This is a genomic window from Pseudomonas sp. NPDC089422 (assembly GCF_044749405.1).
GTDB lineage: Bacteria > Pseudomonadota > Gammaproteobacteria > Pseudomonadales > Pseudomonadaceae > Aquipseudomonas.
This window is the reverse complement of the sequence record NZ_JBIVHW010000001.1, coordinates 609,575-635,966: the sequence shown is the minus strand read 5'-3', so window position 1 is coordinate 635,966 and position 26,392 is coordinate 609,575. Positions and strand designations below refer to the sequence as shown.

Annotated in this window: 19 protein-coding genes and 2 pseudogenes; 14 read left to right on the top strand and 7 right to left on the bottom strand. The window is 64.1% G+C overall.

Annotation, left to right across the window (positions count from 1 at the left end):
• The first annotated feature begins 41 nt into the window (after positions 1-41).
• The 3 genes from ACIPZ8_RS02890 (at position 42) to ACIPZ8_RS02880 (ending at position 2,295) form a co-directional block, all read left to right on the top strand.
• Complete coding sequence (locus tag ACIPZ8_RS02890) at positions 42-920, top strand: helix-turn-helix domain-containing protein (RefSeq protein WP_400719484.1); 879 nt, start codon at positions 42-44, stop codon at positions 918-920.
• A gap of 63 nt (positions 921-983) precedes the next feature.
• Positions 984-1,382 (top strand): MerR family DNA-binding transcriptional regulator, encoded by a 399-nt coding sequence (locus ACIPZ8_RS02885; protein WP_060513138.1) that lies wholly within the window; start codon positions 984-986, stop codon positions 1,380-1,382.
• Positions 1,383-1,395: 13 nt separating this feature from the next.
• Entirely contained in the window at positions 1,396-2,295 is a 900-nt protein-coding gene (locus ACIPZ8_RS02880; protein ID WP_400719483.1) for a hydroxymethylglutaryl-CoA lyase, read from the top strand.
• Positions 2,296-2,825: 530 nt separating this feature from the next.
• Here the strand turns inward: ACIPZ8_RS02880 and ACIPZ8_RS02875 are convergent.
• Positions 2,826-3,040 (bottom strand): annotated as a pseudogene (locus ACIPZ8_RS02875) (MgtC/SapB family protein); the annotation flags it as partial.
• A gap of 74 nt (positions 3,041-3,114) precedes the next feature.
• On the opposite strand from ACIPZ8_RS02875, the gene ACIPZ8_RS02870 reads away from it, so the two are divergent.
• From ACIPZ8_RS02870 to ACIPZ8_RS02850, 5 genes are all read left to right on the top strand, one after another.
• On the top strand, positions 3,115-3,354 hold the full coding sequence (locus ACIPZ8_RS02870; RefSeq protein WP_400719482.1) for a DUF3203 family protein: 240 nt from the start codon (positions 3,115-3,117) through the stop codon (positions 3,352-3,354).
• 122 nt (positions 3,355-3,476) lie between these two features.
• On the top strand, positions 3,477-4,847 hold the full coding sequence (gene ccoG, locus ACIPZ8_RS02865; protein ID WP_400719481.1) for a cytochrome c oxidase accessory protein CcoG: 1,371 nt from the start codon (positions 3,477-3,479) through the stop codon (positions 4,845-4,847).
• A 39-nt stretch (positions 4,848-4,886) separates the two neighbouring features.
• Complete coding sequence (mapR, locus tag ACIPZ8_RS02860; protein ID WP_400719480.1) at positions 4,887-6,296, top strand: GntR family transcriptional regulator MpaR; 1,410 nt, start codon at positions 4,887-4,889, stop codon at positions 6,294-6,296.
• A 57-nt stretch (positions 6,297-6,353) separates the two neighbouring features.
• Positions 6,354-7,973 carry an ATP-binding protein gene (locus ACIPZ8_RS02855; RefSeq protein ID WP_400719479.1) on the top strand — a complete coding sequence of 540 codons (1,620 nt, stop codon included), beginning with the start codon at positions 6,354-6,356 and terminating at the stop codon, positions 7,971-7,973.
• Between the two features lie 63 nt (positions 7,974-8,036).
• Positions 8,037-10,097, top strand: coding sequence for a PAS domain-containing protein (locus ACIPZ8_RS02850; RefSeq protein WP_400719478.1), 2,061 nt, complete (start codon positions 8,037-8,039; stop codon positions 10,095-10,097).
• A 10-nt stretch (positions 10,098-10,107) separates the two neighbouring features.
• Here the strand turns inward: ACIPZ8_RS02850 and ACIPZ8_RS02845 are convergent, their stop codons facing one another.
• The gene (locus ACIPZ8_RS02845; protein WP_400719477.1) at positions 10,108-10,854 is read right to left on the bottom strand and encodes an SDR family oxidoreductase; all 747 of its coding nucleotides are present in this window, start codon (positions 10,852-10,854) and stop codon (positions 10,108-10,110) included.
• A gap of 303 nt (positions 10,855-11,157) precedes the next feature.
• Here ACIPZ8_RS02845 and ACIPZ8_RS02840 point away from each other — a divergent pair.
• From ACIPZ8_RS02840 to ACIPZ8_RS02825, 4 genes and pseudogenes are all read left to right on the top strand, one after another.
• A pseudogene (locus ACIPZ8_RS02840) lies at positions 11,158-13,185 on the top strand (type VI secretion system Vgr family protein); the annotation flags it as partial.
• A complete protein-coding gene (locus ACIPZ8_RS02835) occupies positions 13,182-15,197 on the top strand; it encodes a DUF3274 domain-containing protein (protein WP_400719476.1) in 2,016 nt (671 codons plus the stop codon). The pseudogene ACIPZ8_RS02840 and the gene ACIPZ8_RS02835, both read left to right, overlap by 4 nt.
• Positions 15,194-16,882, top strand: a complete 1,689-nt coding sequence (locus tag ACIPZ8_RS02830) for a DUF2875 family protein (protein ID WP_400719475.1) — start codon at positions 15,194-15,196, stop codon at positions 16,880-16,882. The genes ACIPZ8_RS02835 and ACIPZ8_RS02830 overlap by 4 nt, the downstream gene beginning before the upstream one ends.
• Positions 16,879-17,148, top strand: coding sequence for a PAAR domain-containing protein (locus tag ACIPZ8_RS02825; protein WP_400719474.1), 270 nt, complete (start codon positions 16,879-16,881; stop codon positions 17,146-17,148). The genes ACIPZ8_RS02830 and ACIPZ8_RS02825 overlap by 4 nt, the downstream gene beginning before the upstream one ends.
• Positions 17,149-17,328: 180 nt before the next feature.
• On the opposite strand, the gene ACIPZ8_RS02820 is transcribed toward ACIPZ8_RS02825, so the two are convergent.
• The 5 genes from ACIPZ8_RS02820 to ACIPZ8_RS02800 form a co-directional block, all read right to left on the bottom strand.
• The gene (locus ACIPZ8_RS02820; RefSeq protein WP_400719473.1) at positions 17,329-18,864 is read right to left on the bottom strand and encodes a DHA2 family efflux MFS transporter permease subunit; all 1,536 of its coding nucleotides are present in this window, start codon (positions 18,862-18,864) and stop codon (positions 17,329-17,331) included.
• Positions 18,861-20,054, bottom strand: coding sequence for an HlyD family efflux transporter periplasmic adaptor subunit (locus ACIPZ8_RS02815; RefSeq protein ID WP_400719472.1), 1,194 nt, complete (start codon positions 20,052-20,054; stop codon positions 18,861-18,863). The genes ACIPZ8_RS02820 and ACIPZ8_RS02815 overlap by 4 nt, the downstream gene beginning before the upstream one ends.
• A gap of 30 nt (positions 20,055-20,084) precedes the next feature.
• Positions 20,085-20,558, bottom strand: a complete 474-nt coding sequence (locus tag ACIPZ8_RS02810; RefSeq protein ID WP_159409979.1) for a MarR family winged helix-turn-helix transcriptional regulator — start codon at positions 20,556-20,558, stop codon at positions 20,085-20,087.
• 112 nt (positions 20,559-20,670) lie between these two features.
• Positions 20,671-21,300 (bottom strand): response regulator transcription factor, encoded by a 630-nt coding sequence (locus tag ACIPZ8_RS02805; protein ID WP_400719471.1) that lies wholly within the window; start codon positions 21,298-21,300, stop codon positions 20,671-20,673.
• A gap of 12 nt (positions 21,301-21,312) precedes the next feature.
• A complete protein-coding gene (locus ACIPZ8_RS02800) occupies positions 21,313-22,719 on the bottom strand; it encodes a sensor histidine kinase (RefSeq protein ID WP_400719470.1) in 1,407 nt (468 codons plus the stop codon).
• Between the two features lie 194 nt (positions 22,720-22,913).
• On the opposite strand from ACIPZ8_RS02800, the gene ACIPZ8_RS02795 reads away from it, so the two are divergent.
• Together ACIPZ8_RS02795 and ACIPZ8_RS02790 are read left to right on the top strand one after the other, a co-directional pair.
• Positions 22,914-24,536, top strand: a complete 1,623-nt coding sequence (locus ACIPZ8_RS02795; protein ID WP_400719469.1) for an acyl-CoA synthetase — start codon at positions 22,914-22,916, stop codon at positions 24,534-24,536.
• 18 nt (positions 24,537-24,554) lie between these two features.
• Entirely contained in the window at positions 24,555-26,324 is a 1,770-nt protein-coding gene (locus tag ACIPZ8_RS02790; protein ID WP_400719468.1) for an acyl-CoA dehydrogenase C-terminal domain-containing protein, read from the top strand.
• The last annotated feature ends 68 nt before the right edge of the window (positions 26,325-26,392 follow it).

The window sequence follows — 26,392 nt, the reverse complement described above, 5'->3', positions numbered from 1 at the left end:
TTTTACAAAAAACGTTCGATTAACGGACAGGCGATCACGACATGAGATCCACCCTCCCCGGCGTTCCGCTGTTCCAGTTGTATGGCGAAAACCAGCACTGGCCCGGCACCGACTTGCTGCACTGCGAGTCGATCCCGGCACGCAGCCGCCTGCACCACTGGGAGATCAAGCCGCACCAGCATGCCGAGCTGTTCCAGTTGCTGTACGTGCAGCGCGGCGAAGCCCAGGTGGAAATCGAAGGCGTGCGCAGCACCATTCACGAGGCCGCGATACAAGTGGTGCCGCCCCTGACCGTGCACGGTTTTCGTTTCAGCGCCGATATCCAGGGCCATGTGCTGACCTTCGGCACTGCGCTGGTGGCCGACCTCGAACAGCGCCTGGCCGCGCCACTGGGGGTGCTGGCGAAACCGGCGTGTTACCCGCTGGGCAAAGACCGCATCCAGCTGCGCGGCCTGATCGAAACATTGCAACGGGAGTACCAGGGCAACGCCCCCGCGCGGGCGACCATGCTCGAAGCGCTGGTGACCGCGCTGATGGTGTGGATCAGCCGCCGTCAGCAACTGGGGCAGGCCCCACGCAACCGCGACGAACGTGACCGGCAGTTGCTCGGGCAGTACCTGCGGCTGGTCGAGGCGCATTACCGCGAACACCTGTCGGTGGAGGACTTCGCTGCACGCCTGAACATCCCCAGCCTGCAGCTCAACCAGCTGTGCCGGGCGCTGAGCGGGCAGACTGCGTTGCAGGTGATCCACCAGCGCCTGCTGCTGGAGGCACGGCGCAACCTCATCTATACGCGCATGAGCATTGGCCAGCTGTCGGACAGCCTGGGTTTCAGCGACCCGACCTACTTCGCCCGCTTCTTCAAGCGCCTGAGCGGGCAGACCCCCAATGGCTACCGGCGTGCGGTGCAGCCAGACTGATCTGCTTGACGTATACGTCAACCTGCCCTCAGGATACTGCCATACCCCACGCCGAGCCCGAGCATGAGCAGCCAGACCTACAGCATCTCCGACCTCTCCCGCGAACTGGACATCACCACCCGCGCCATCCGCTTCTATGAGGAACAGGGCCTGCTGAGCCCCGAGCGGCGTGGCCTGGAGCGCATCTATTCGGCCCGTGACAAAGTCAGCCTGAAGCTCATCCTGCGTGGCAAGCGCATCGGCTTCTCGCTGGCAGAATGCCGTGAACTGATCGAGCTGTACGACCCCAGCAGCGGCAACCTCAAGCAGCTGCACAGCATGCTGGCGAAGATCGCCGAGCGCCGCGCCCAGCTTGAACAGCAGATGCTCGACATTCACCAGATGCAGCTGGAACTGGACACCGCCCAGGAGCGCTGCGAACAGGCCCTGGCTGCCACCCTGAACAACAACGACAAACGCTGACAGGAACCCCACCATGCCCATGCCCGCAACAGTCCGCCTGGTCGAAGTCGGCCCCCGCGACGGCCTGCAGAACGAAGCCCAGCCCATCAGCGTCGCCGACAAGGTGCGCCTGGTCGACGACCTGACCGACGCCGGGCTGAGCTATATCGAGGTCGGCAGCTTCGTTTCGCCCAAATGGGTGCCGCAGATGGCAGGCTCCGCCGACGTGTTCGCCGGTATCCACCAGCGTGCCGGTGTTACCTATGCCGCACTGGCCCCCAACCTGCGCGGTTTCGAGGACGCACTGGCAGCCGGGGTAAAGGAAGTGGCAGTGTTCGCCGCCGCGTCCGAGGCCTTCTCCCAGCGCAACATCAACTGCTCGATCAGCGAAAGCCTGCAGCGCTTCGAACCGATCATGGAGGCCGCGCGCAGTCATGGCGTGCGGGTGCGCGGTTACGTGTCCTGTGTGCTGGGTTGCCCTTATGAAGGCAAGGTCAGCGCCGAGCAGGTCGCACCGGTGGCCAGGGCCCTGCACGACATGGGCTGCTACGAGGTATCACTGGGGGACACCATCGGCACCGGCACGGCCGGTGACACCCGCCGGCTGTTCGAGGTGGTGTCGGCCGTGGTGCCCCGCGCGCAACTGGCCGGCCACTTCCACGACACCTATGGCCAAGCCCTGGCCAACGTGTATGCCAGCCTGCTCGAAGGCATCAGCGTGTTCGACAGCTCGGTGGCCGGCCTGGGCGGCTGCCCTTATGCCAAGGGCGCTACCGGCAACATCGCCAGCGAAGATGTGCTGTACCTGCTGCAGGGGCTGGGTATCGAGACCGGCATCGACCTCGACCGGCTGATCGCCGCCGGGCAGCGCATCAGCGCGGTGCTGGGCCGGGCCAACGGTTCGCGGGTGGCGCGAGCGCGCAGTGCACAATGAGTTTCATACAGGTGTCACATGAGTGTGGGTGAGTGTTACCTCCCCCACAGTTTTCAGCAAAAAATCGGGTAACAGGGAAACAAATCGACAGAATTTCAGGTCACCCGATTTCGCCAGATCCAGCCAAAGCGTTGATTTAAAAGGATTTTCAAAAGTTGGCACGGCGCCTGCTATATGTTTGGTACAACAACAAGAAAAACGCGATAACCAATAAAAACAACATGTAACGGCTCTGACATAACAAGAACAACACGGCAGAGGCGCAGCAAGCAGATTTTTTTGGAGTCGACAGGCTTTTCAGGGGCTCGCCCCGCGGACTGACACAGAACAATAAAACTACCTGAAGGTAGCGGCAGTCAGGCTCGGATCCACAGGATGAAAGCAGGTCAGCGCTCAAAAAAATACGTTTGCTCTTGACCCCGGATGGGGGTTGCACGCGACACCAAGGTAGCCTACAAAAACAATAAAAGGCGGCCTCAATAATAAAAAAAGAGCAGGCAACAACGCTTTGAGGGGAGCTTCGGCTCCCCTCAGTGCTTCCTGCCCTCCTCCTCTTTCTGCTTCTCCTCGCTCTGCCCCTCGACCTTCTCCACCACCAGCGGCATCGTGCCCGATACCAACAACACCAGCACCGTGCTGATCAGCGCCGTGGCTTCTCGCCCCAGTCCAGCAGCAGTAACGAAGGCAGCCGTCATCCAAGCCCCGCAGCGGTGGTCAGGCCTTTGACGTGGCTGTAGCCTGTGCCCACCCGGCACCCCGATGCAGCAACCGTCCAGCGCCTGCGGTCACAACCTGTAACCGCCCCCGGAGGACCCGACCATGCCCATCGAAATTGAAGAAAGCACCCAACGCTGCACCCTGATCGGCGAAAAACTGCGCATCGAAGGCAAAGGCCCGGAAGTCGAGATCATCACCGACGAGCAGCTGCACATGTCGGTGGCCATCCTTGCCGGCGAGCGCTTCCCGATCACCGAAGCCGAAGCCGACGCGCTGACCGTGATCGGTGCGGTAGATAGTCGCAGGCATCTGAAGGCCAGCGCGCCAGGCTCCGTCATCTAAGCCATCGGCAACATTTGGCGGCAATCTGATACGGTTTTTATCGGCTAACCTGAGCCTGTGCTGAAAACAGTTCGGGGGCCATAGTGCTCGTGCCTGATCGAGGCCGTAAGAGCACCGACGCCATGACCGAACGAATCCATGCCCTCCAGATTGCCACCCCTGGCATCCACACCCGCAGCTTCACCGGCCTGTACCGCACGCTGCGTATCGCCTTCGCCGGCGCGCTGTTCGTGCTGTTCTTCGGCACCGCCTGGCTCGAATGGAACGGTCGCCAGGCCGTGCTGTGGGACCTGGCCGACAGCAAGTTCCACATCTTCGGCGCCACCTTCTGGCCCCAGGACTTCATCCTGCTCTCGGCCTTGCTGATCATCTGCGCCTTCGGCCTGTTCGCCATCACCGTCTATGCCGGCCGGGTGTGGTGCGGCTACAGCTGCCCGCAAAGCACCTGGACCTGGCTGTTCATGTGGTGCGAGAAGGTCACCGAAGGCGACCGCAACCAGCGCATCAAGCTTGCCGCCGCACCGTGGAGCCTGAACAAGCTGGCCCGGCGCACGCTCAAGCACAGCCTGTGGCTGGCCATCGGCGTGCTCACCGGGCTGACCTTCGTCGGCTACTTCACGCCGATCCGCCCGCTGGCCCATGAGCTGTTCACCCTGCAGCTGGGCGGCGTGGCACTGTTCTGGGTGCTGTTCTTCACCGCGGCCACCTATATCAATGCCGGCTTGCTGCGCGAGGCGGTGTGCCTGCACATGTGCCCTTATGCGCGCTTCCAGAGCGTGATGTTCGACAAGGACACCCTGGCCGTGGCCTACGACCCGCGCCGCGGCGAATCCCGCGGCCCGCGCAAGAAAGGCAGTGACGCCCACGCCCAGGGCCTGGGTGACTGCATCGACTGCACCTTGTGCGTGCAGGTCTGCCCCACCGGCATCGATATCCGCAACGGCCTGCAGATGGCCTGCATCGGCTGCGCCGCCTGTATCGATGCCTGCGACAACGTCATGGACAAGATGGGCTACCCCCGCGGCCTGATCGGCTACAAGTCCGAACACAGCCTGCAAGGCGGCACCACCCATTGGCTGCGCCCGCGCCTGCTCGGTTACGCCGCCGCCCTGGTGCTGATGATCGGCGCTCTGGTGGTGGCCCTGCAGCTGCGCCCGATGGTGTCGGTGGACGTGATCAAGGACCGTGGCCTGTTCCGCGAGAACGCCCAGGGCCAGATCGAGAACATCTACCTGCTCAAGGTCATCAACAAGACCGCGCAGCCTCAGCGTTACCACCTGCGCCTGCTCGATGCCGACGGCTTCGAACTGCACGGCAACACCGAACTCAGCATCCCGGCCGGCGAAATGAGCGAGCTGCCGGTGTCGGTGGCGCTGCTGGCCGCGCGCCCGGCCAGCAGTTCACAGGAACTGGCCTTCGAAATCCGCGACAGCGACCAGCCCGACGTGCGCAGCGTGGCCCGCAGCCGCTTCGTGGCGCCACTGAACCGCTGATCCCTTACACTGCTTGTTCACCTTGCCTGCCGAGCCCCCATGAAACGCTATGAACGCTTCGCCGACGACATTGCCGAACTGATCCGCTCCGGGGTGCTCGGCCCAGGCCAGCGCGTGCCTTCGGTGCGCTATGCCAGCCAGACCCACGGCGTCAGCCCCTCCACGGTGTTCCAGGCCTATTACCTGCTCGAACGCCGCGGGCTGATCCGCGCACGGCCGCGCTCGGGCTACTTCGTCAACGCCCACGCCCCCCGCCAGTTCAGCGAACCCCAGGCGCTGGAGCCACAGAGCGAATCGACCGAGGTGGACGTCAGCGGCCTGGTGTTCTCCATCCTCGACTCGATCAAGGACCCGAGCACGGTGCCGTTCGGTTCGGCCTTCCCCAGCCCGGAACTGTTCCCGCTGCAGCGCCTGTCGCGCTCGCTGGCCAGTGCCAGCCGGGCCATGGACCCGCGCATGGTGGTCACCGACCTGTCGCCGGGCAACCCGCAACTGCGCCGGCAGATTGCCCTGCGCTACATGGTCGGTGGGTTGATGCTGCCGATGGAAGAGCTGCTGATCACCAATGGCGCGCTGGAAGCCCTGAACCTGTGCCTGCAGGCGGTCACCGAGCCCGGCGACCTGGTGGCCATCGAGGCGCCGGCCTTCTATGCCTGCCTGCAGGTGCTGGAGCGGCTCAAGCTCAAGGCCGTGGAGATCCCGGTGCACCCGCGCGAAGGCATGGACCTGGCGGTGCTGGCCCAGACCCTGGACAAGCACCCGGTCAAGGCTGTGTGGTGCATGACCAACTTCCAGAACCCGGTAGGCGCGAGCATGCCCGAGGCGAAGAAACAGGCCCTGGTCGAGCTGCTGCGCCGCCACCAGGTGCCGTTGATCGAGGACGATGTCTACGCCGAGCTGTACTACTCGCAACAGGCGCCGAAACCGGCCAAGGCCTTCGACACCCAAGGCCTGGTGATGCACTGCGGCTCGTTCGCCAAGAGCCTGGCACCGGGTTATCGCATCGGCTGGGTGGCCGCCGGGCGCTTCGCGCAGAAGATCGAGCGGCTGAAACTGATGACTTCGCTGTGCGCCTCGATGCCGGCCCAGGCGGCCATCGCCGACTACCTGCAGCACGGCGGCTACGACCGTCACCTGCGCAAGCTGCGCTACGCCCTGGAGGGGCAGCAGGCCAACATGCTGGCAGCCATCGCCCGCCATTTCCCGGCGCAGACCCGCGTCAGCCAGCCCTCCGGCGGCTACTTCCTGTGGCTGGAACTGCCCGAACAGATGGACGCCCTGAAGCTGTTCCACATGGCCCTGGCCCAAGGCATCAGCATCGCACCGGGGCCGATCTTTTCGCCGACCCGGCGCTTCGGCAACTGCATTCGCCTGAACTACGGCACACCGTGGAACGAGGCTGCCGAGCGAGCCATGGAAACCCTGGGGCGCATCATTCGCTCCTTCTGAAGGAAGGCCATAACAAGTGGAGCTATAGTTGGGCGACCCACACGCTGGATCGCCGCAATGCTGCCTGATGACTCGACGCCGTCCACACAACTCCTGCAGCAGCGCATCGACCTGGCCCAGGCCAACAGCAAGCTGCTGGGTGAGCTGGTCGACCACAGCCAGGCCAACGTCTTCGCGGCCGATCGCAACTTCCGCCTGCTGGCGATCAACCGCACCGCGCAGGAAACCTTCAAGCGCCTGCGTGGCTTCGTGCCGCAGGTGGGTGACTACATTCCGCAGTTCATTGCCAATCAGCCCGACATCGTGAAATGGCTGGAGCCGGTATGGCCGCGCGTCCTGGCTGGTGAGGCGTTCACCGACACCATCGCCCTCGGCCCGCCCGACGCCCTGCGTCACTACGAAATCAGCTACAACACATTGCGCGACGCTCAGCAGCGAATCCAGGGCGGCTACCTGTTCGCCTACGACATCAGCGAACGCATCGCCGAACAGGAGCGCGTGCGCAAGATCGAAGAAGCCCTGCGCCAATCGCAGAAGATGGAAGCGGTCGGCCAGTTGACCGGCGGTATCGCCCACGACTTCAACAACCTGCTCGGCGGCATTATTGGTGCCCTCGAAATGGCCGAACAGCGCCAGGCCGAACAGCGCTACCACGACACCACCCGGTTGCTTGGGGTCGCCCGGCACAACGTTCAACGGGCCGCTGCGCTGGTACAGCGACTGCTGGCCTTCTCGCGTCAACAGACACTGGTGCCCCAGGCCGTGGACGTGCAGCAACTGGTGGCCGGCATGCACGAGCTGATTGCCAGTTCGCTCGATGCGCGCATCACCTTCATTGACCAGACCCAGAGCGGCCAGTGGCTGGTGCAGATCGACCCGCACCAACTGGAAAACGCACTGCTCAACCTGTGCATCAATGCCCGCGACGCCATGCCGCTGGGGGGGACATTGCGTATCGCCAGCGAGAACACCCAGCTCGATGAGCTGCAGGCACGCGCGCTGGACCTGAGCGGCGGCGCCTACCTGCATCTCAGTGTCTGCGACAACGGCATCGGCATGCCTGCCGATGTGCTGCAAAAGGCCTGCGAACCTTTCTTTACCACCAAGCCACTGGGCCAGGGCTCAGGCCTTGGCCTGTCGATCGTCTATGGTTTCGTGCGCCAGTCCGGTGGGCAGTTGCGCATCGCCAGCGAACCGGGCCAAGGAGCCTGCATCCACCTCTACCTGCCACGGGCCGCCTGCGACGCTGCCGGGCACGCACGCACGCAACCACAGGCGCCAGGCCAACAGTCCCGCGCAGCGCCACAGGTGGTGATGCTGGTGGAAGACCAGGACATCCTGCGGCTGCTGATCTGCGAGTTACTCGAGGATCAAGGGCACCTTGTGCATGCCTTCAGCGATGGCCGCAGCGCACTGGAAGCGCTGCAAGCGGGCTTGTGCCCGGACCTGCTGATCACCGATATCGGCCTGCCGGGCGGCATCGATGGCTACCAGGTAGCAGCAGCCTGCCAGAAGCGCCCCGGCAGCGTCGCGGTGCTGTACATCACCGGCTATGCCAGCAACCGGGTCAACGTCAGCCCAGGCAGGCACTGCGCCGTGCTGTACAAACCGTTCGAACTGGCGGCCCTCAACCAGCACGTTGCCCAGTTGCTGGAAAATCGGCGCTTGCCGCTATAGCCCGCTATGCGCTGGCAGTGCGGACAGGTAAAGTCTGATCCTTCTTTTCTGTCGGACGTCGCCATGCCCCACCGCGACCTGCTTGCCCTGCGTCAGGAAATCGAAACCCTGCGCCAGCGTAACGCGCATTTGGAAACCCAGCTGCTGCAACACGCAGATCAGGACCAGAACATCTATCGATTTCTGTTCGATACCATGGATGAAGGGTTCTGCATCATCGAGTTCTTCGATGGCCCCCATGGCCCGCTCAGCGATTACGTGCATGTCCTGGCCAACGCCGCCTACGCCAAGCATGCCGGCATCCCCAACGTGGTCGGGCAGAAGCTGCGCGAGATGGTGCCCGACGAGGCGGACGACTGGGTCGCCCGCTACGGCGCGGTATTGCGCACTGGCGAGCCGCTGCAGTTCGAGCAGGAGCTGGTCGCCACGGGCCATGTACTGTCGGTGACCACCTTCCGCGTGGAGCCGGCGGAGCGCCGCCAGGTCGCGGTGCTGTTCAAGGATGTCACCGAGCGGCGCAAGGCCGAGCTGGCCCTGCAGCAGCTCAACGAAGAGCTTGAGCAGCGGGTCAGCGCAGCCCTGGCCGAGCGCCGCCTGTTTGCCGAGCTGGTCGACCACAGCGTGGTCAACGTGCATGTGGTCGATACCAACCTGCGCTGGCTGGCAGTCAACCGCCAGGCCAAGCATGACTTCCATGCCTTGTATGGCCGCACGCCCGAAGTCGGTGAGTACCTGCCGGCATTCATAGACCACCACCTTGCGGACCGTGAGCTGATAATGCCGATGTGGCAACGGGCGCTGGCGGGCGAACAGTTCACCGAGATCGGTGCTTTCGGGCCTCGCCACTACGAGCTGCGCTTCAACGCCTTGCGCGACCAGGACGGCAGCGTACAGGGCGCCTACCTGTTCGCCTACGACATCAGCGAGCGGGTGCAGGAGCAGCAACGCCTGGCCAAGGCCGAGCAGGCGCTGCGCCAGGCGCAGAAGATGGAGGCCGTGGGCCAGCTCAGCGGCGGCATCGCCCACGACTTCAACAACCTGCTGGGCGGCATCATCAACGCCCAGGAGCTGATGCAGCAGCGCCTGGGCCAGCAGCGCTACGCAGAGCTGGAGCCTTTGCTGGAACTGTCCAGCGGCTCGGCACAACGGGCCTCGTCGCTGGTACACCGGCTGCTGGCCTTCTCGCGCCAGCAAACCCTGCAACCGTGCTCGACCGAGGTCTCGGCCCTGGTCAACGGCATGGAAGAGCTGATACGCCGCAGCATCGGCCCGTCGATTACCTTGCGCAGCCGCTTCCTCTCCCGGCTGTGGCCAACCTTCATCGACCCGCCGCAACTGGAAAGCGCCTTGCTCAACCTGTGCATCAACGCGCGTGACGCCATGCCGGGCGGCGGCACCATCGATATCCACGGCGACAACCTCACGCTCGACAGCGAGCAGGCGCGCCCGCTCGAGCTGGCTGCCGGGGACTATGTGCGGCTGAGCGTGGCCGACACCGGTTGTGGCATGAGCGCCGCAGTGGCGGCCCGGGCAATCGACCCGTTCTTTTCCACCAAGCCCATGGGCCAGGGCACCGGCCTGGGGTTATCGATGACCTACGGTTTCGTGCGCCAGTCAGGTGGCCAGCTGCGCTTGCTCTCCACCCCCGGCGAGGGCACGCGGGTCGAGCTGTACCTGCCGCGCCACCACCAACAGCCTGTCGTGGCCCCCCGGCCATCTGCGCGCAAGGCGCTGGCAAGCAGCTCGGGCGGGCAACGCATCGTGCTGGTGGAGGACCAGGCAGCGCTGCGCCTGGTGGTTGGCGAGGTGTTGGAAGAACTGGGCTACCAGGTCGAGGCCTTCGAAAATGGCCCTGCCGCGCTGGCGCACATGGAGCAGTGCGAGCAACCGGACCTGCTGCTGAGCGATATCGGCCTGCCCGACGGCCCCAATGGCCGCCAGGTGGCTGAGCGTTGCCGGCAACTGTACCCGGACCTGAAAGTGCTCTTCATTACCGGCTACGACGAGAGCGCGGCGCTCAGCGACGGCCAGTTGCTGCAGGGTACCAGCGTGCTGACCAAGCCTTTCGAGCTTGAGGCACTGGCCGAACGGGTGCGTCAGCTGCTGGCGGATGAGCTGCCCTGACGGGCAGCCTTCAGCGCCCGCCGCCCAGGTCGATGAAGCTACCGGTGGAGTACGAGGCCTTGTCCGACAGCAGCCAGAGGATCGCCTCGGCCACTTCCTCGGGGCGGCCGCCACGGCCCATGGGCAGGCCGGGTTCGAGCTTGGTCACGCGGTCCGGGTCACCGGACAGGGCGTGAAAACCGGTATGGATGTAACCCGGCCGCACCCCGTTGACCCGCACGCCCTCGCCCGCCACTTCCTTGGCCAGGCCAATGGTGAACGTATCCAGCGCGCCTTTGGAGGCGGCGTAGTCGACGTACTCGTTGGGTGACCCCAGGCGCGCCGCGACCGAGGACACGTTGACGATGGCCCCGCCCTGCCCGCCATGGCGGCGGGCCATGCGCAGCAATGCATGTTTGGCGCAGAGCATGGGGCCGACGACGTTGGTCTTCATCACCTTGAGCAGGCGGAACTCGGACATGTCTTCGACGCGGCTTTGCTGGCCGATGGTGCCGGCGTTGTTGACCAGCGCGGTCACCGGGCCGAGTTCCTGGTCGACGCGGTGGAACAGCTGGATCACCTCGTCTTCGACGCTGGCGTCGGCGCGCACGGTGATGGCCTCGGCGCCCAGTGCGCGGACCTGGGCGAGGATGCGCTCGGCGGCCTGGTCGTCGGCGTGGTAGTTGATGCAGATGCGGTAACCCTCACGGGCGGCCTGCAGGGCGGTGGCGGCACCGATGCCACGGCTGGCGCCGGTGATGACGATGACTTTGTGCATGGCAGCTAACGGATCGATCAGGGACGGATGCCCGACAATAGGTGAAAAAACCTGTTAATGGAATGACCGTCACGTCTTGACAAACTTTGACCCGCCCCTGATGCGTCAGGTTCTGTCGCAACCTGTGCTACGTTGCGCAGCTTGTTTTGCCAAGGAATCTGACGTCGATGGAATTGACGAACATTTTTACACCCCAGAACCGCCGTTTGATCAAGCTCACCACCCCCGTCCAGGGCGACCAGGCGTTGTTGCTGGAGCACTTCACCGGCAATGAGGGGTTGTCCACGCTGTTCAGTTTCGAGCTGGATCGATCACAGCAAGGACGGGCACAGCCTGATCATCACCGATCGATCCCAGGGCCTGGAAGCGCTGCCCGAACAACCGCGAATCCGCTACCACAGCGCCTTTGTCACCGAGACCAGTGATTCGATCACCCAGTGGCGCAGCCACCGGGCCTTGCAACCGGGCAAGATGGCCATCCAGACGTTCGACTACAAGCAGCCAAGAAATCCGTTGTCCATCGACATGGTCAGCCTCAATGAGCAAGGCGACGCTCCGCCCTACGAGGTCTACGATTTTTTCGGTGCCTACAGCCATGGCCTGCGCGACGAGGGCGAGGCGCTGGTGCGTCGCCACCTGGAGATCATCGAGGCCCAGGCCAAGACCTTCACCGGCAGCAGCAACTGCCGAGCCATGCGGCCGGGCTACAGCTTTGAACTGACCCAGCACTTCGACCATGAACACGGCCCGGCGGAGGCTCGCCAGTTCCTGCTGGTGTCGGTCGCGCACACGGGGCGCAACAACTATTTTTCCGATGAGCCCGCAGGTTACGACAACCAGTTCGTCTGCATTCGCCAGAGCATCCCTTACCGCCACCCGATCACCGTGCCGCGCCCAACCATCAACGGGCCGCTCAGTGCGATCGTGGTCGGGCCGGAGGGCGAAGAAGTCTTCACCGATGAGCTGGCGCGGATCCAGGTCAGGTTCCACTGGCAGCGCGGCGACAGCCTGCCGCAGGGCACCACCTGGGTGCGGGTAGCGATGCCCAGCGCGGGCAGTGGCTTCGGCCATCAGTTCTTGCCACGTATCGGCCAGGAAGTGCTGGTCACCTTCCTGGCCGGCGATATCGACCGCCCCGTGGTCACCTCGGTGATGTACAACGCCGACCACACACCGCCGCGGTTCAGCAAAGCCTCAGGCCTGCCAGGCAACCGCGTGCTCTCCGGCATCCAGACCCAGGAGCACAAGGGCCGAGGTTTCAACGAGCTGTTGTTCGATGACACACCCGGCGCCCTGCGTGCTCGCGTCGGTACCACGCACCATGCCACGGCTCTCAACCTGGGCAAGCTCACCGAGCCACGCACTGACGGCCAGGCCAAGGCCCGTGGCAACGGTGCCGAGTTGCGCACCGACGCCGCGATGGCCCTGCGCGCCGCCCAAGGCCTGTTGCTGACCACCTATGCGCGCCAGGACGCCACGGGGGCGCAACTGGACCGCGAAGAACTGCTCAAGCTGCTGGCCGAGTGCGGGGATCTGTTCAAAAGCCTCGGGCAAACGGCCGCTGCACGAGGTGGTGCATCGGTAGACAGCGAGGGCATCGACGCCCTGAGCCAGGCCCTTAAACAGTGGCCAGCACCCGACAGCGATAGCCCCGGCGAACCCGTCATGGCCGTTGCGGCTGCGGCAGGTATTGCCAGTGCTACACCACGCTCGCAACTCCACTATGCCGGCGCCAACCACGACACCACCGCCCAGGACCACCTGCAGTTGACCAGCGGCGCCGCCATGCGCCTGCAGGCCGGCAAGGGGATCAGTGCCTTCGCCCAGGATGAAGGCATCAGCGCCATCGCCAACCGCGGCAAGGTGCTGGTGCAGGCCCAGGAAGACGACATCACCGTCAATGCACAGAAGAACCTGCACCTGTCGGCCGCCGAATGCGAGGTGGTCGTCACCGCCCCCACCATTCGCCTGGTGGCCGATGACGGCAGCTACATCAAGATCGGTGGCGGTGTCGAAATCGGCAGCCAGGGTAAGGTGATCGTTCATGCCAGCGAGCATGACTGGGTCGGCCCTAAAACCGACAGCGCCCAGGTCCCGGCATTCACCCGCGACCCGGCGGCGCAACGCCTGGCCTTCCACTACCCGGGGCACGCTGAAGACAGCGTGCGGATGGCCGTTGATCACGCCTACCAGATCACACTTGAGGACGGCAGCACCGTGCAAGGCCTGACCGACGCCAGCGGGCTTACCGAACGCGTCGAACGCGAAGCGATGCACCAGGCGCAAGTGGCTGCCTTGCGCAGCACCAGCAGCAAAGGAGGCAGCCAATGAGTGGCGATCAAATTACCGTGGCTGAAAGCATCACACGGCTGGTACCCAACTTCAGTACCGAACGCAAAATGGAGGTGCCCGCCGACCTGCCAGGAGTGGTGATCTTCTTGCACGGCGTGAATGATCCGGGGGCTTCATACGAGTCGGTAGAGACGGGGTTGTGCCAAGGGGTAAATGAGCGTTTGGATCGGCCTGATCTGAAGGCGGGGCGGTATGGGACTGACTACAGTGCTGCAAAAAAAATCCCGATTGAGGAACTCGGTGAGGATCACAAAGCCACACTCGACGATCCAGACACATTCCTTTATCAGCGAGACGCTGACGACCCCAAAACCCGCAGCCTGATGATCCCGTTTTACTGGGGCTATCGGGCTGAGCCTGGCGAGATCAAGCGCGATAAAAACGACGACCCGACCAAACTGCGCGGCCAATACCAGGACGTGTTCGAAAACCGCCTGGACCGGCACTTCGCCAAAGGCGGCGGGTTCTTCGCCAATGCCACCAACAACCTGCTGGAGATGTACAGCCCCGGCTTTGCCAAGTTTATCCGGCATATCGCACAACCCATGCTCTCCAACACCCAGTACATGGGTAAAGGGCCACACCGGCGTTACTTTGTGCTCGCAGCAACGCGATTGGCCATGTTGGTCAGTGAGATCCGCCGTGTATCGCCTGATGAAACCATCACCATCATGGGCCACAGTCAAGGCACCTTGATTACCCTGCTTGCGCAAGCCCTGTTGATCGACAAGGGCCAACGCTGTGCCGACACCGTCATCATGGTGGACACGCCTTACAGTGTGCTGCCCAAAACCACCCCCAAAGGCCATGACACACTCGCCACCTTGATCAACATCGCCACCGCAGTCACCCAGGCGCCCCACACCCAGCCGCCGCTGTCCGCACTCAGGGACAGCAAGACCTACGGCGGTCGCACGGGCCCCAGGTGGTCACCCATACAGGGCTCGCGCCAGGACAAGGTCGGTAACCTGACCGTTTTCCCCGAACGCGACAATCGCGGCAAGGTTTACCTGTACTTCTGCCCGGACGACACCACGGTCGCCCTGGACGACGTGCATGGCATCGGTACGTATGGGGTGCCCAATACCTTGCCAGACGGCAAACCGGCGATGGCGGCGTTGCAGTCCATGCGGTTTTACCAGCGCCTGTGGACCAAGCGTCATCGCGACGGTCAGCCGGTACTGGTCGGCGACGCCATACAACAAACGGTGCTGCGTGCCAAAGGGGAACCCCGCTACCCTGGCGGGTGGAAAGCCGGCGCCGTGGCCTCGCAAGCGCCAATAGCAAAAGGTGAGGAAGTGCTGATCAATGCCGAACCTTTAACCCCACCCTATGCTCCACAGCTGTTTGGCGGCGAGGCAAAGGAAGGCACACCCACAGAGGCAGGCATGGACAGCCCCGATGATGTGAGTATCCGCTCCGCACTGGGCAATCCGAAAGCCCGCTTCAAATGGTTCAAGGTGCGTACCAGTCCTCATCGCGTGAACTCGGATGAAGAACTGGCCCGGTGGAACGCTGGCAAAGAACCCGGTGATCAAACTTCAGCCATAAGCCAAGCTGCCGTGCATCAAGGCTCAGAGGTGAAAGAGTACGTCATTTACCGTGAAGAAACGCCTAATGAAATCCAGGACCGGATGCGCGAAGATCCGAAAGAAAGGGAGCCTAACAGTTACCACTCGGCGGTTTTGCGCAGCCCGGAGAACCAGCGCTGGGTGACGGCGATGGATATTGCAATTGGCCAGGCACACAGCCTTGATGACCCGGATATGCGGGAGGTGTTGGTTGCGATTGCGGATTGGAAGGTGGATAAAACGATATATAACAAGATCACGAAGTTACCGGGTTGGGCGAAACTGAGTGAGGAGGCCCAAACATTGGTGACTGCCAGTTTTCGGTATTATGAAGAAGGCATATTCCCACCTTCTGGTCTGGTATCGCTTACGCCACCGTCCCTGATAGTCACAGTACTCGAGCAAGGAGTTGGCCAATGAAGGATAATCCGCCCTCCACTCAGACGCGGCCCAACCTTAAACCTTATCTGTGGATCGCCGGGGTACTCCTTGTGCTCTGGATCAGCTTCATCTGGATTGTCCAACTCAAAGCACAGGAAACTAACATGGTACTTAGGGACATGAAACCCGTCCTAGCCTGGGGTGTTGCCGCGATTGTCGGCCCGCTACTGATGATCTTTGGCACTCACTGGTGGGGCAATGCCCTGGCAAGTGAGAAGGCAGAGTTTGCCAATTATCGCAACCAGATGGAACTCAGAAACGCCGAACAACAGGCCACCCAAGTCCGCACCTACGCCTTGGAAATTCGGGGAGTCGGACTTGGAATTTACACAGATGGCCAGTCCAAAATCTGGCAGTTCATCAAAAAGAAAAATGACAACTTCGCTTCGATTTACCCGCAAGATTCGAAAGACTACAACCCATCATTAACATCCAGGGAAAACTCTGCAAAAATCAAAGTCCGTATCGCATTCAAAAATTCGGCAGGTGAGGCAGTAGCGTACTGGCCAATCCCGGTGTTTGCGCTGGGACCGCCCGCCCCCTACGACAGCGCCGACAGTGCAGCAGGCCTGATCAACTCAGGCCGTAACGCCGCGACCTTGGGCGTTACCCAGTTTTTGTGGCAAGACAATGAGAGCACGACACATGCTCAAGGCATGATCGAGCGACTGTTCACGTTTTTTGACGATAACCCGAAAGTGCCACAAGCCTTGATCGCAAGCGAAGACGGTGACGTGACTCGAAACGGCTATCGCAAACCCGGCACGCCGGGGTTGCAAAATGGCCACGTGGTTCCGACGATCTACGAAAGTATGACGGGCCTGCTGGTCACACGTTCGGACCGAGTGGACCGCTACATACGTCCCTTCGTCACCCGTAACGCCGAGGACAATCAGGACAAAAAAACTGACTTTGGCAAGTTGTGGGCGTTTTATTGGGACCGGAGCAAGGCCTTTGGAGATTGGTATGTAGCCGCCGAGCATGCCAAAGGCAATAAAGTGCTATTACCACCCGGCACCATGTCCACCACCTATTGGCAATCGCAACTACCTAACTTGTGGAAGTCCATCGATAACCGCGGCCCAGGCCATTTCGAACCGTCCCCCTGGCTGCCCGTGCGTTGGGCCGAACACCAACTGAAAGAGTTCGACGCAGCGCCGGTGCTGGGCTACCTGCACCGTCCGATCAAGGTCTCGATGCAGGACGAACACGGCAAGCGCCTCAAACCCGCGTTGCAGGCCAAGGCCTTGCAAGCGGGTTGGATCAGGGCCCTCGACACCCTGCCCGCTGGGCAAAAGCCGGTGCGTGTGTTCTACGACACCACTAACAACGCTGAAGCAGAAATCGCCCTGACCAACGCCCTGCACAGCCTCAATACCGACGGCCAAGGCCTGGACGTTGGCAATGTCGACGAGGGCTATGACATCGGTCGACGGCTGGGCAATACCGGCGTCAGCAGCGCGCTGGTGGAAATCAACCTGGCCACCATCGCCAGCTACCTCGATGGCGGTGCCAGTGCCGTCGTGTACGCGGGCAGCGACGGCAGCCTTACCGTGCAGATGATCAGCCCGCCAGATGAGGCGCGCAAAGCGAAGAACCAGCAGAACCGTGGCGCTGACCCCTTCAAGTATGGCCTCCCAAGTATCGGACGAGCCAAGGCATGAGTCATCCCATCTGCCTGGGCGACCCCACCAGCAGCGGTGGCAGCGTGCTGTCATGCCAGCTGGCTGGCACCCACACCGTCAACGGGAAAACGCCAGCGGTGCTGGGCGACAAGGCCAGTTGCCCGCTTCACCAAGGGGTTTTTGCCTTTATCGAAGGGCATCCAAGCCGACGCATGAACGGTAAGCCGGTGGTGCTGCAAGGCCATCGGCTGGCATGCGGGTGTCACGGCGTGGCCAGCCATGCGCTGAGTGTGAGCGTCGTCTAGGTTTGCGACATATCCCATCGTACAAAGCCTCGTCACGAGTATCAGGCAGCCGGCGATAGGCGAATAAATTGCGCGGGGGCTAGGGGGTGTTCACCGTGATATTTTTAGCGCCTGTGAGATCGAGCGCCGCGCGGGCGGCGCTCGATCTCACAGGCGCTGAAAAGCTTAAGGCGAACGCCCTCAATGCCCCGCCGAAGCCGGCCCCGCCTTCGCCGTAAACGGCGGCTTGGCCAGCCACACCAGCAGGATCAACCCGGCAAACACCCAGGTCATCAGGGTGAAGTAATCCACCGTAGACATCATGTAGGCCTGCGCGTTGACGATCTGTTCCAGCTGCGCGTAATGCTGCGTACTCGCCCCGCCCAACTGCTCCAGCGTATGCCGCGTCGCCGGGTCGAACTGGCTGATGTGCTCACTCAGATACGCATGATGCTGATCCGCCCGACGAATCCAGATCCACGTCGTCAACGACGCCGCAAAGCTCCCCCCCAACGTCCGCAGGAAGGTCGCCAGCCCCGAGCCATCGGCAATCTGATGCGGCGGCAGATCGGACAGCAGGATGCTCAAGGTCGGCATGAAGAACAGCGCCACGCCAATACCCATGAACAACTGCACCAGGGCGATGTGCTGGAAGTCCACCTCGCTGGTGAACCCCGCACGCATGAAGCAGCTGGTGCCAATCGCCAGGAACGCCAGCCCCGCCAGCACCCGCAGGTCGAAGCGGTGCGCGTACTTGCCCACGAACGGCGACATGATCACCGGCAGCAAGCCGATCGGCGCCACCGCCAGCCCCGCCCAGGTGGCGGTGTAGCCCATCTGCGTCTGCAGCCACTGCGGCAGGATCAGGTTGATGCCGAAGAACCCCGCATAACCGCCCACCAGCACGATGGTGCCGACGCGGAAGTTGCGGTGCACGAACAGCCGCAGGTTGACCACCGGGTGGCGGTCGGTGAGTTCCCAGATGATGAAGATCGCCAGGAACACCACCGAAATCAGCGTGCCGATAATGATGAACGACGACTCGAACCAGTCCAGGTCATTGCCCTTGTCCAGCACCACTTGCAACGCGCCCACACCGACGATCAGCGTCAGCAAGCCGATGTAGTCCATCGGCTGGCGGCTGGTGACCACCGGCCGCGTGCGCATCTGCTGGCGCACCACGGCAGCGGCGAACAAGCCGATCGGCACGTTGATGAAGAAGATCCACGGCCAGCTGTAGCTGTCGGTGATCCAGCCACCCAATATCGGCCCGGCAATCGGCGCCACCACCGTGACCATCGCCAGCAAGGCCAGGGCCATGCCCCTTTTCGCAGGTGGGTACACGGCAATCAGCAAGGTCTGGGTCATCGGGTACAGCGGCCCGGCCACCACCCCCTGCAATACACGAAAGCCCACCAGCTCCGGCATCGACTGGGCGACACCGCAGAGGAACGACGCCAGCACGAACAACAAGGTCGCCCAGATGAACAGCTTCACTTCGCCAAACCGCCGGCTCAGCCAGCCGGTTAGCGGCAAGGCAATGGCGTTGCTCACCGCGAACGAGGTGATCACCCAGGTGCCCTGCTCGTAGCTCACCCCCAGGTTGCCGGAAATGGTCGGCAGCGCCACGTTGGCGATGGTGGTGTCGAGCACCTGCATGAAAGTCGCCAGCGACAGGCCGATGGTGGTCAGCAGCAGGCTCGGCGGGGTGAACTGGGCCGGGGCGTTGTTGCTCATCGCTGCGCCGTCTTGCCGGTGGCGCTGTTCTCGTGGATCAGCCGGGCGATCAGGTTATCAGCCTCGACCAGCTGGCGGTCGTACACCTGGGTGGTGTAGCTGGCCTGCTGCGGTGGCTGCTGGGCCAGGGTCGGGCCGCTCTGGTCGTGCAGGTCGACTTCGACCACGGTGGACAGGCCGATGCGCAGCGGGTGGTCCTTGAGCTGGTCGGGGCTGAGGTGAATGCGCACCGGCACGCGCTGGACGATCTTGATCCAGTTGCCGGTGGCGTTCTGCGCCGGCAGCAGGGCGAAGGCGCTGCCGGTGCCAGCGCCAAGGCTGTCGACCGTGCCGCTGTACTTGACCTCGCTGCCGTACAGGTCGGCGCTGATTTCCACCGGCTGGCCGATGCGCATGTCGCGCAGCTGGGTTTCCTTGAAGTTGGCGTCGATCCACACTTCGTTCAGCGGGATCACCGCCATGGTCGCGGTGCCCGGCTGCAGGCGCTGGCCGAGCTGTACGGTGCGCTTGGCGACATAGCCGGTCACGGGTGCCACCAGGGTGGTGCGGGCGTGGTCGAGGTAGGCCTGACGCAGGTCGGCAGCAGCGGCCATCACCTCAGGGTGCGAGGACACCACGGTGTCGTCGACCAGTGCAGTGCTGGTGTTGAGCTGCTGGCGCGCGCTGTTGACGGCGGCCTGGGCCACGGTCAGGTCGTCACGGGCATGGGAGATCTCTTCCGCAGCGATTGCCCCGCTGTCGGCCAGCACCTTGCGCCGGTTGTAGTTCTGCTGGGCCTTCTGTAGCTCGGCCTGGCGGGTTTCCAGCTGGGCCTTGAGCGAGTCGACGTTGCTGTACAGCCCGCGCACCTGGCGCACGCTGCGCGCCAGTTTGGCTTCGGCGGACTGCAAGGCCACTTCGCTGTCGGACGGGTCGAACTGCAACAGTACCTGGCCGGCATGCACCAGGTCGCCATCATCGGCACCGATGCTGGTGACGGTGCCGGTCACCAGCGGGGTGATCTCCACCACGTTGCCGTTGACATAGGCGTCGTCGGTGCTTTCGTGCCAGCGCCCGACCAGGCTGTACCAGGCCCAGATGCCCGCGCCGGCGAGCAGCACCAACACCAGCAGGCCGAGCAGCCAGACCTTGCGCTTGCCCGACGCGGGCGCGTCGGCGGAGGGAGTTGCGGTGTCTGTGGGAGTGGCCATGACAATACCTTGGAATATGCGTAACAGGGATCAACGATCGCCGAAGCGGCGGATCGTCAGAGGGTCGCCGGCGCCTAGAAGCACCTTGGCCAGCAAACCTTCGAGGGTCTTTAGCTCGTCTGGCTGCAGCACGCCGACCAGTTCGTTCATCGCCGCCGCGCCGATCTCCGGCAGGCGGTCGGCCAGGCGCTGGCCATCGGCGGTGAGGGCCAGGCGCACCTGGCGGCGGTCATCGGCGCAGCGGTTGCGCAGGATCAGGCCCTTCTGCTCGAGGCGGTCGAGCATGCGGGTCATCGAACCGCTGTCCAGGCCCAGGTAGCGGCACAGTTCGGCCGGGGTATCCACCTGGTACTGGGTGACGATGATCAGCACTTTGAACTGTGCGGCGGTGACGCCCTCCGATTCGAGGTGCCAGTCGAGAATGCGGTCCTTGAGGATCGCCGCACGCCCCAGCAGCATGCCGATGGCGCAGGTCTGGAAGTTTTCCGGGTTGAAATGGGACATCGGGGTCTGCTCGGGCAATTGTTTAAAAATATTACTGCCTAGGCAGTGAATGTCAAAGCTTTGATTAGGGTGCTATGCAAATATTCATGAAACGGCCGTTGCCGGCAACGTTTCACAGCGCACGCAAGCCCAGCGCCTCCACGGCCCCGCAGGCAATCGCCATGCCCACCAGTTCGGCCAGGCTGCCCGCCTGCAGGCGCTTCATCACCCGCCCCCGGTAGAGGTCCACGGTCTTCACGCTGATGCCCAGGCGCTCGGCAATCTCGCGGTTGTTCAAGCCTTGGGCCAGCGGCACGAACACGTCGCGCTCACGGGGCGTCAGGGCATCCACGCGAGCCTGCACCGCCGCCAGCACCAGGTCGTCCTGGCGCGCCTGCCCTGCCCGCTCCAGGGCAGCCTGCACGCTGTCGAGCAGCAGCTGGTCGCTGTAGGGTTTCTCGATGAAGTCGCTCGCCCCGGCCTTGAACGCCCGCACCACGATCGGCACGTCGGCATGGCCGCTGACGAAGATCACCGGGAGCTGCAGGCCGCGCTCGCGCAATGCCTGCTGCACCGCCATGCCGCCCAGCCCGGGCATGCGCACATCGAGCAGCACACAGGCTGGTCCATCGTCTGCACAGGCATCGAGAAACGCCTGGCCGCTGGCGAAAGGCACGCCCTGCAGGCCTACCGATTCCAGCAGCCACACCGTCGAATCACGCATGCCCTGGTCGTCGTCGACCACATAAACCTTCGCTTGCACCTCGCCCACTCCTTATCCCCGGTTCACTGCCAGACGGCAGCACAGCACCAGCCCACCCGCCTCACCCGCACGCGCCCAGAGGCTGCCGCCGAAACCTTCGATCAGGCTGCGGCTCATGCTCAGGCCCAGCCCCAGGCCATCGGCCTTGCTGGTACTGAACGGGGTGAAGATCTCATCCAGGCGCTCAGCCGCCACGCCCGGCCCCTGGTCGGCGACCTCGATCAGCACCCCATCGCCCTCGCGCACGGCGCCGAGCAGGATACGCGACGGCTGCGCACCCTGCTGCTCGCGGTTGGCCTCGATGGCATTGCGCAGCAGGTTGAGCAGCACTTGTTCGAGCAATACCTGGTCGGCGAACACCGCCGGCAGTTGCCCGCCGATGCGCAGTTCGACAGCGACCTGGTCCCGCGCCGCCTCCCAGGCGCACAGGCGCATGGCTTCGGCCGCCACCTCGGCCACTTCCACCGCCTGCAGGCGCCGCGGGCCCTTGCGCAGGAAGGCCCGCAGGCGGCGAATCACCTCGGCGGCGTGGGTCGCTTGCTCGGTGATGCGTTGCAGGCCCTGGCCGACCCGCTCACGCGCCTGCGGGTCGCGCTCCAGGCCTTGCAGGTAGCGTTGGCTGGCGTTGGCATAGTTGACCACCGCCGCCAGCGGCTGATTCATCTCGTGGGCGATCCCCGACGCCAGTTCACCCAGGGTGGCGAGCCGGGCGCTGTGGGCCAGGTTCTCCTGGGCCTCGATGCGCAGGGTGATGTCACGCGACACGCTGACCACCTCCACCACGGCACCGGTGTAGGTTTCACGGATCGCCCGGCTGGCGATCTCGAACCAGCGATAGCCGCCGCCCGCATGCCGCACACGGCAGGTCATGGTGTGGTAACCGTCCTGGTCCAGGGCTGCGGCGGCCTGGCGCAGCACCTGGCGCCGCTCACGCGGGTGCAGCAGGGCCCGCACCGGCATGCCGCGCAGTTGCTCCGGCCACAGGCCGAGCAGGCGGTAGGCGGCTGGCGAGGCGTCGAGAAAACGGCCGTCCGGGCTGTGCCGGGAAATGAGGTCGGTGGTGTTCTCGATGATCAGCCGATACAGGCGCCGGGCGCGGCTGGCTTCACGGGCGCCCTGGCGCTCTTCGCTGGCGTCGCGGCAGCGTGCCAGCACCCACTGGCCCTGGTCATCGGGGATGAAGGTCCACAGCAGAATGCGTTCGCCGACCTGTTTTTCCACATCGGCGATGGCCCGGTGCTGGCGCAGGCAGGCGCGCACCAGCGCCGTATGGTTGCCTGGCAACCAGTCGGCCAGCACCGCAGCCGTGCCGATCAGTGCCTGCAGGGCCGGGTTGCTGGCCAGTGCACGGGCATCGGAAGCCAGCAGCACGCTGGGTTGTGGGTCCTTGGCGAGCAAGGGTAATGGGGTCTGATCCACAGTCGGTGCTCGTTGTTATAGTAGTTTTACTATATTGCTATAGTCGATATTCCATCTACGATAGCGGTTCGCGTAAAACTGCGACAGAGGCAAGCGGCCATCGGCGCGCTGCCCGCACCCTGATCAGAGCTAACAATCAGCCACCGGGGGGCCACACGCACAGGCTGCGTCTGCCTCCCTTACAGGAATACCGTATGTCGATCTTCGCCCAGGGCCTGATGCCCGCTGCCGTCAACCACGTCGCCCTGACCCCGCTGAGTTTCATCGAACGCACCGCCGCCGTGTACGGCGATTACCCGGCCGTGATCCACGGCGCCATTCGCCGCGACTGGCGCGAGACCTACCAGCGCTGCCGGCGCCTGGCCAGCGCCCTGGCCGGGCGTGGCGTCGGCCGCGGCGACACGGTGGCGGTGATGCTGCCAAACATTCCGGCCATGCTCGAAGCGCACTTCGGTGTGCCGATGATCGGCGCCGTGCTCAACACCCTCAATGTGCGCCTGGACGCCGAAGCCATCGCCTTCATGCTGCAGCACGGCGAGGCCAAGGTGCTGATCACCGACCGCGAGTTCCACAGTGTGATCGCTGCTGCCCTCGCCTTGCTCGAACACCCGCCGCTGGTGGTCGACGTGGATGACCCCGAATACGGCGAAGGCCGTGCGGTCAGTGACCTCGACTATGAAGCGCTGCTGGCCGAAGGCGACCCGGCATTCGCCTGGGAATGGCCCGAAGACGAATGGCAGGCGATTTCGCTGAACTACACCTCGGGCACCACCGGCAACCCCAAGGGCGTGGTCTATCACCACCGTGGCGCCTACCTGAATGCCATCGGCAACCAGATGACCTGGGGCATGGGCCACCGCCCGGTATACCTGTGGACCTTGCCGATGTTCCACTGCAACGGCTGGTGCTACCCCTGGACCATCACCGCGCTGGCCGGCACCCATGTGTTCCTGCGCCGGGTCGACCCGCAGAAGATCCTCACCCTGATCCGCGAGCACCGGGTCAGCCACCTGTGCGGTGCGCCCATCGTGCTCAACGCCCTGGTCAACATGCCGGAAGCCGCCAAGGCCGCCATCGAACACCCGGTGCAGGCCATGGTTGCCGGTGCCGCACCACCGGCCAAGGTCATCGGTGCGGTCGAGCAGATGGGCATTCGAGTCACCCACACCTACGGCCTGACCGAGGTCTACGGGCCGGTGACCGTCTGCGCCTGGCATGACGAATGGGACGAACTGCCGCTGGAGGAGCGGGCGCGGATCAAGTCGCGCCAGGGCGTGCGCTACCCCACCCTTGACGGCCTGATGGTCGCCGACCCGCAGACCCTGCAGCCAGTACCGCAAGACGGCCACACCCTGGGCGAGATCTTCATGCGCGGCAACACGGTGATGAAGGGCTACCTGAAAAACCCCGAAGCCACCGCCGAGGCCTTCCGCGGCGGCTGGTTCCACACCGGCGACCTGGCCGTGTGGCACGCCGATGGCTATGTCGAGATCAAGGACCGGCTCAAGGACATCATCATTTCCGGCGGCGAGAACATCTCGACCATCGAGGTCGAGGACACCCTGTACAAGCACCACGCCGTGCTGGAAGCCGCCGTGGTCGCCCGCGCCGACGACAAGTGGGGCGAAACGCCCTGCGCCTTCGTCGCCCTCAAGCCCGGCCACGAGCAGACCCGCGAGAGCGACATCATCAGCTGGTGCCGCGAACACCTGGCCGGGTTCAAGGTGCCGAAGACCGTGGTCTTCGGCGAGCTGCCCAAGACCTCCACCGGCAAGATCCAGAAGTACGTCCTGCGCGACCGCGCCAAGGCCCTGTGAACCGTTATCGAGCCTGACATGACCGACTACACCGCTCCATTGCGCGACATGCGCTTCATCCTCCATGACGTGTTCCAGGGCCCTGCCCTGTGGGCGCGACTGCCCGCCCTGGCCGAGCGCGTCGACGGCGAAACCGCCGACGCCATCCTTGAAGAAGCGGCCAAGGTCACCGGCCAGCTGATCGCCCCGCTCAGCCGCAACGGCGATGAGCAAGGCGTGCGCTTCGATGCCGGCAAGGTCACCACCCCGGACGGCTTCCGCGACGCCTGGCGCACCTACCGCGAAGGCGGTTGGGTGGGCCTGGGCGGCAACCCCGAGTATGGCGGCATGGGCATGCCGAAGATGCTCGGCGTGCTGTTCGAAGAGATGCTCTACGCCGCCGACTGCAGCTTCAGCCTGTATTCGGCGTTGAGTGCCGGCAGTTGCCTGGCCATCGATGCCCATGCCAGCGAAGCGCTCAAGGCCACCTACCTGCCACCGCTGTATGAAGGCCGCTGGGCCGGCACCATGTGCCTGACCGAGCCCCACGCCGGCACCGACCTGGGGCTGATCCGCAGCCGCGCCGAACCCCAGGCCGACGGCAGCTACCGCATCAGTGGCAGCAAGATCTTCATCACCGGCGGCGAACAGGACCTGACCGAGAACATCGTCCACTTGGTGCTGGCCAAGCTGCCGGACGCCCCTGCCGGGGCCAAGGGCATCTCGCTGTTCCTGGTGCCCAAGTACCAGATCGAGGCCGACGGCAGCCTCGGCCCGCGCAATGCCGCGCACTGTGGTTCGATCGAACACAAGATGGGCATCAAGGCCTCGGCCACCTGCGTGATGAACTTCGACGGCGCCAGCGGTTACCTGGTCGGTGAGCCGAACAAGGGCCTGGCGGCGATGTTCACCATGATGAACTACGAGCGCCTGTCCATCGGCATCCAGGGCATCGGCTGCGCCGAGGCGTCCTACCAGAGCGCTGCACGCTATGCCAACGAGCGCCTGCAAAGCCGCGCCGCCAGTGGCCCGCAGATGCCAGAGCGGGTGGCCGATCCGATCATCGAGCACGGCGATGTGCGGCGCATGCTGCTGACCATGCGCGCCTTCACCGAAGGTGGCCGCGCCTTCGCCGCCTATGTCGGCCAGCAGCTGGACCTGGCGCGCTACGCCGAGGATGGCGGTGAGCGCGAGCATGCCCAGCGCCTGGTCGCGCTGCTGACCCCGGTGGCCAAGGCGTTCTTCACCGACAACGGCCTGGAAAGCTGCGTGCTCGGCCAGCAGGTGTACGGTGGCCATGGCTACATCCGCGAGTGGGGCCAAGAGCAGCGCGTGCGCGACGTGCGCATTGCGCAGATCTACGAAGGCACCAACGGCATCCAGGCCCTCGACCTGCTCGGGCGCAAAGTGCTGGCCGATGGCGGCCAGGCCCTGGCCTGCTTTGCCGCCGAAGTGCGCGCCTTCAGTGCCGGGGCGCCACTGCACCGCGAAGCCTTGCAAGCCAGCCTGGCGCGCCTGGAAGCCACCAGCGAATGGCTGCGGGCACAAGCCCGCGAGGACGCCAACCTGGTCAATGCCGTGGCCGTGGAATACCTGCACCTGTTCGGCCTGACTGCCTATGCCTACATGTGGGCGCGCATGGCGGCGGCGGCCCAGGCCAGGCACGCCGAAGAGCCGGCCTTCCATGGCGCCAAGCTGGCTTGTGCGGCGTTCTTCTTCCAGCGCCTGCTGCCGCGCAGCCTGGCCCTGGATGCCAGCATCCGCGCCGGTAGCGCCAGCCTGTACGCGATGGCAGCCGAGCAATTCTGAGGCGGCAAGGGAGCGCTTCGTGCTTGCCGCGAAGCGTTCTCAAACGCTGGAAATCCCTTGCGCAACCG

Bases quoted from the DNA above. Each gene is read 5' to 3' on its own strand.
- ACIPZ8_RS02890 (WP_400719484.1), top strand. From the start codon at position 42: ATGAGATCCACCCTCCCCGGCGTTCCGCTGTTCCAGTTGTATGGCGAA.
- ACIPZ8_RS02885 (WP_060513138.1), top strand. From the start codon at position 984: ATGAGCAGCCAGACCTACAGCATCTCCGACCTCTCCCGCGAACTGGAC.
- ACIPZ8_RS02880 (WP_400719483.1), top strand. From the start codon at position 1,396: ATGCCCATGCCCGCAACAGTCCGCCTGGTCGAAGTCGGCCCCCGCGAC.
- ACIPZ8_RS02870 (WP_400719482.1), top strand. From the start codon at position 3,115: ATGCCCATCGAAATTGAAGAAAGCACCCAACGCTGCACCCTGATCGGC.
- ccoG (WP_400719481.1), top strand. From the start codon at position 3,477: ATGACCGAACGAATCCATGCCCTCCAGATTGCCACCCCTGGCATCCAC.
- mapR (WP_400719480.1), top strand. From the start codon at position 4,887: ATGAAACGCTATGAACGCTTCGCCGACGACATTGCCGAACTGATCCGC.
- ACIPZ8_RS02855 (WP_400719479.1), top strand. From the start codon at position 6,354: ATGCTGCCTGATGACTCGACGCCGTCCACACAACTCCTGCAGCAGCGC.
- ACIPZ8_RS02850 (WP_400719478.1), top strand. From the start codon at position 8,037: ATGCCCCACCGCGACCTGCTTGCCCTGCGTCAGGAAATCGAAACCCTG.
- ACIPZ8_RS02845 (WP_400719477.1), bottom strand. From the start codon at position 10,854: ATGCACAAAGTCATCGTCATCACCGGCGCCAGCCGTGGCATCGGTGCC.
- ACIPZ8_RS02835 (WP_400719476.1), top strand. From the start codon at position 13,182: ATGAGTGGCGATCAAATTACCGTGGCTGAAAGCATCACACGGCTGGTA.
- ACIPZ8_RS02830 (WP_400719475.1), top strand. From the start codon at position 15,194: ATGAAGGATAATCCGCCCTCCACTCAGACGCGGCCCAACCTTAAACCT.
- ACIPZ8_RS02825 (WP_400719474.1), top strand. From the start codon at position 16,879: ATGAGTCATCCCATCTGCCTGGGCGACCCCACCAGCAGCGGTGGCAGC.
- ACIPZ8_RS02820 (WP_400719473.1), bottom strand. From the start codon at position 18,864: ATGAGCAACAACGCCCCGGCCCAGTTCACCCCGCCGAGCCTGCTGCTG.
- ACIPZ8_RS02815 (WP_400719472.1), bottom strand. From the start codon at position 20,054: ATGGCCACTCCCACAGACACCGCAACTCCCTCCGCCGACGCGCCCGCG.
- ACIPZ8_RS02810 (WP_159409979.1), bottom strand. From the start codon at position 20,558: ATGTCCCATTTCAACCCGGAAAACTTCCAGACCTGCGCCATCGGCATG.
- ACIPZ8_RS02795 (WP_400719469.1), top strand. From the start codon at position 22,914: ATGTCGATCTTCGCCCAGGGCCTGATGCCCGCTGCCGTCAACCACGTC.
- ACIPZ8_RS02790 (WP_400719468.1), top strand. From the start codon at position 24,555: ATGACCGACTACACCGCTCCATTGCGCGACATGCGCTTCATCCTCCAT.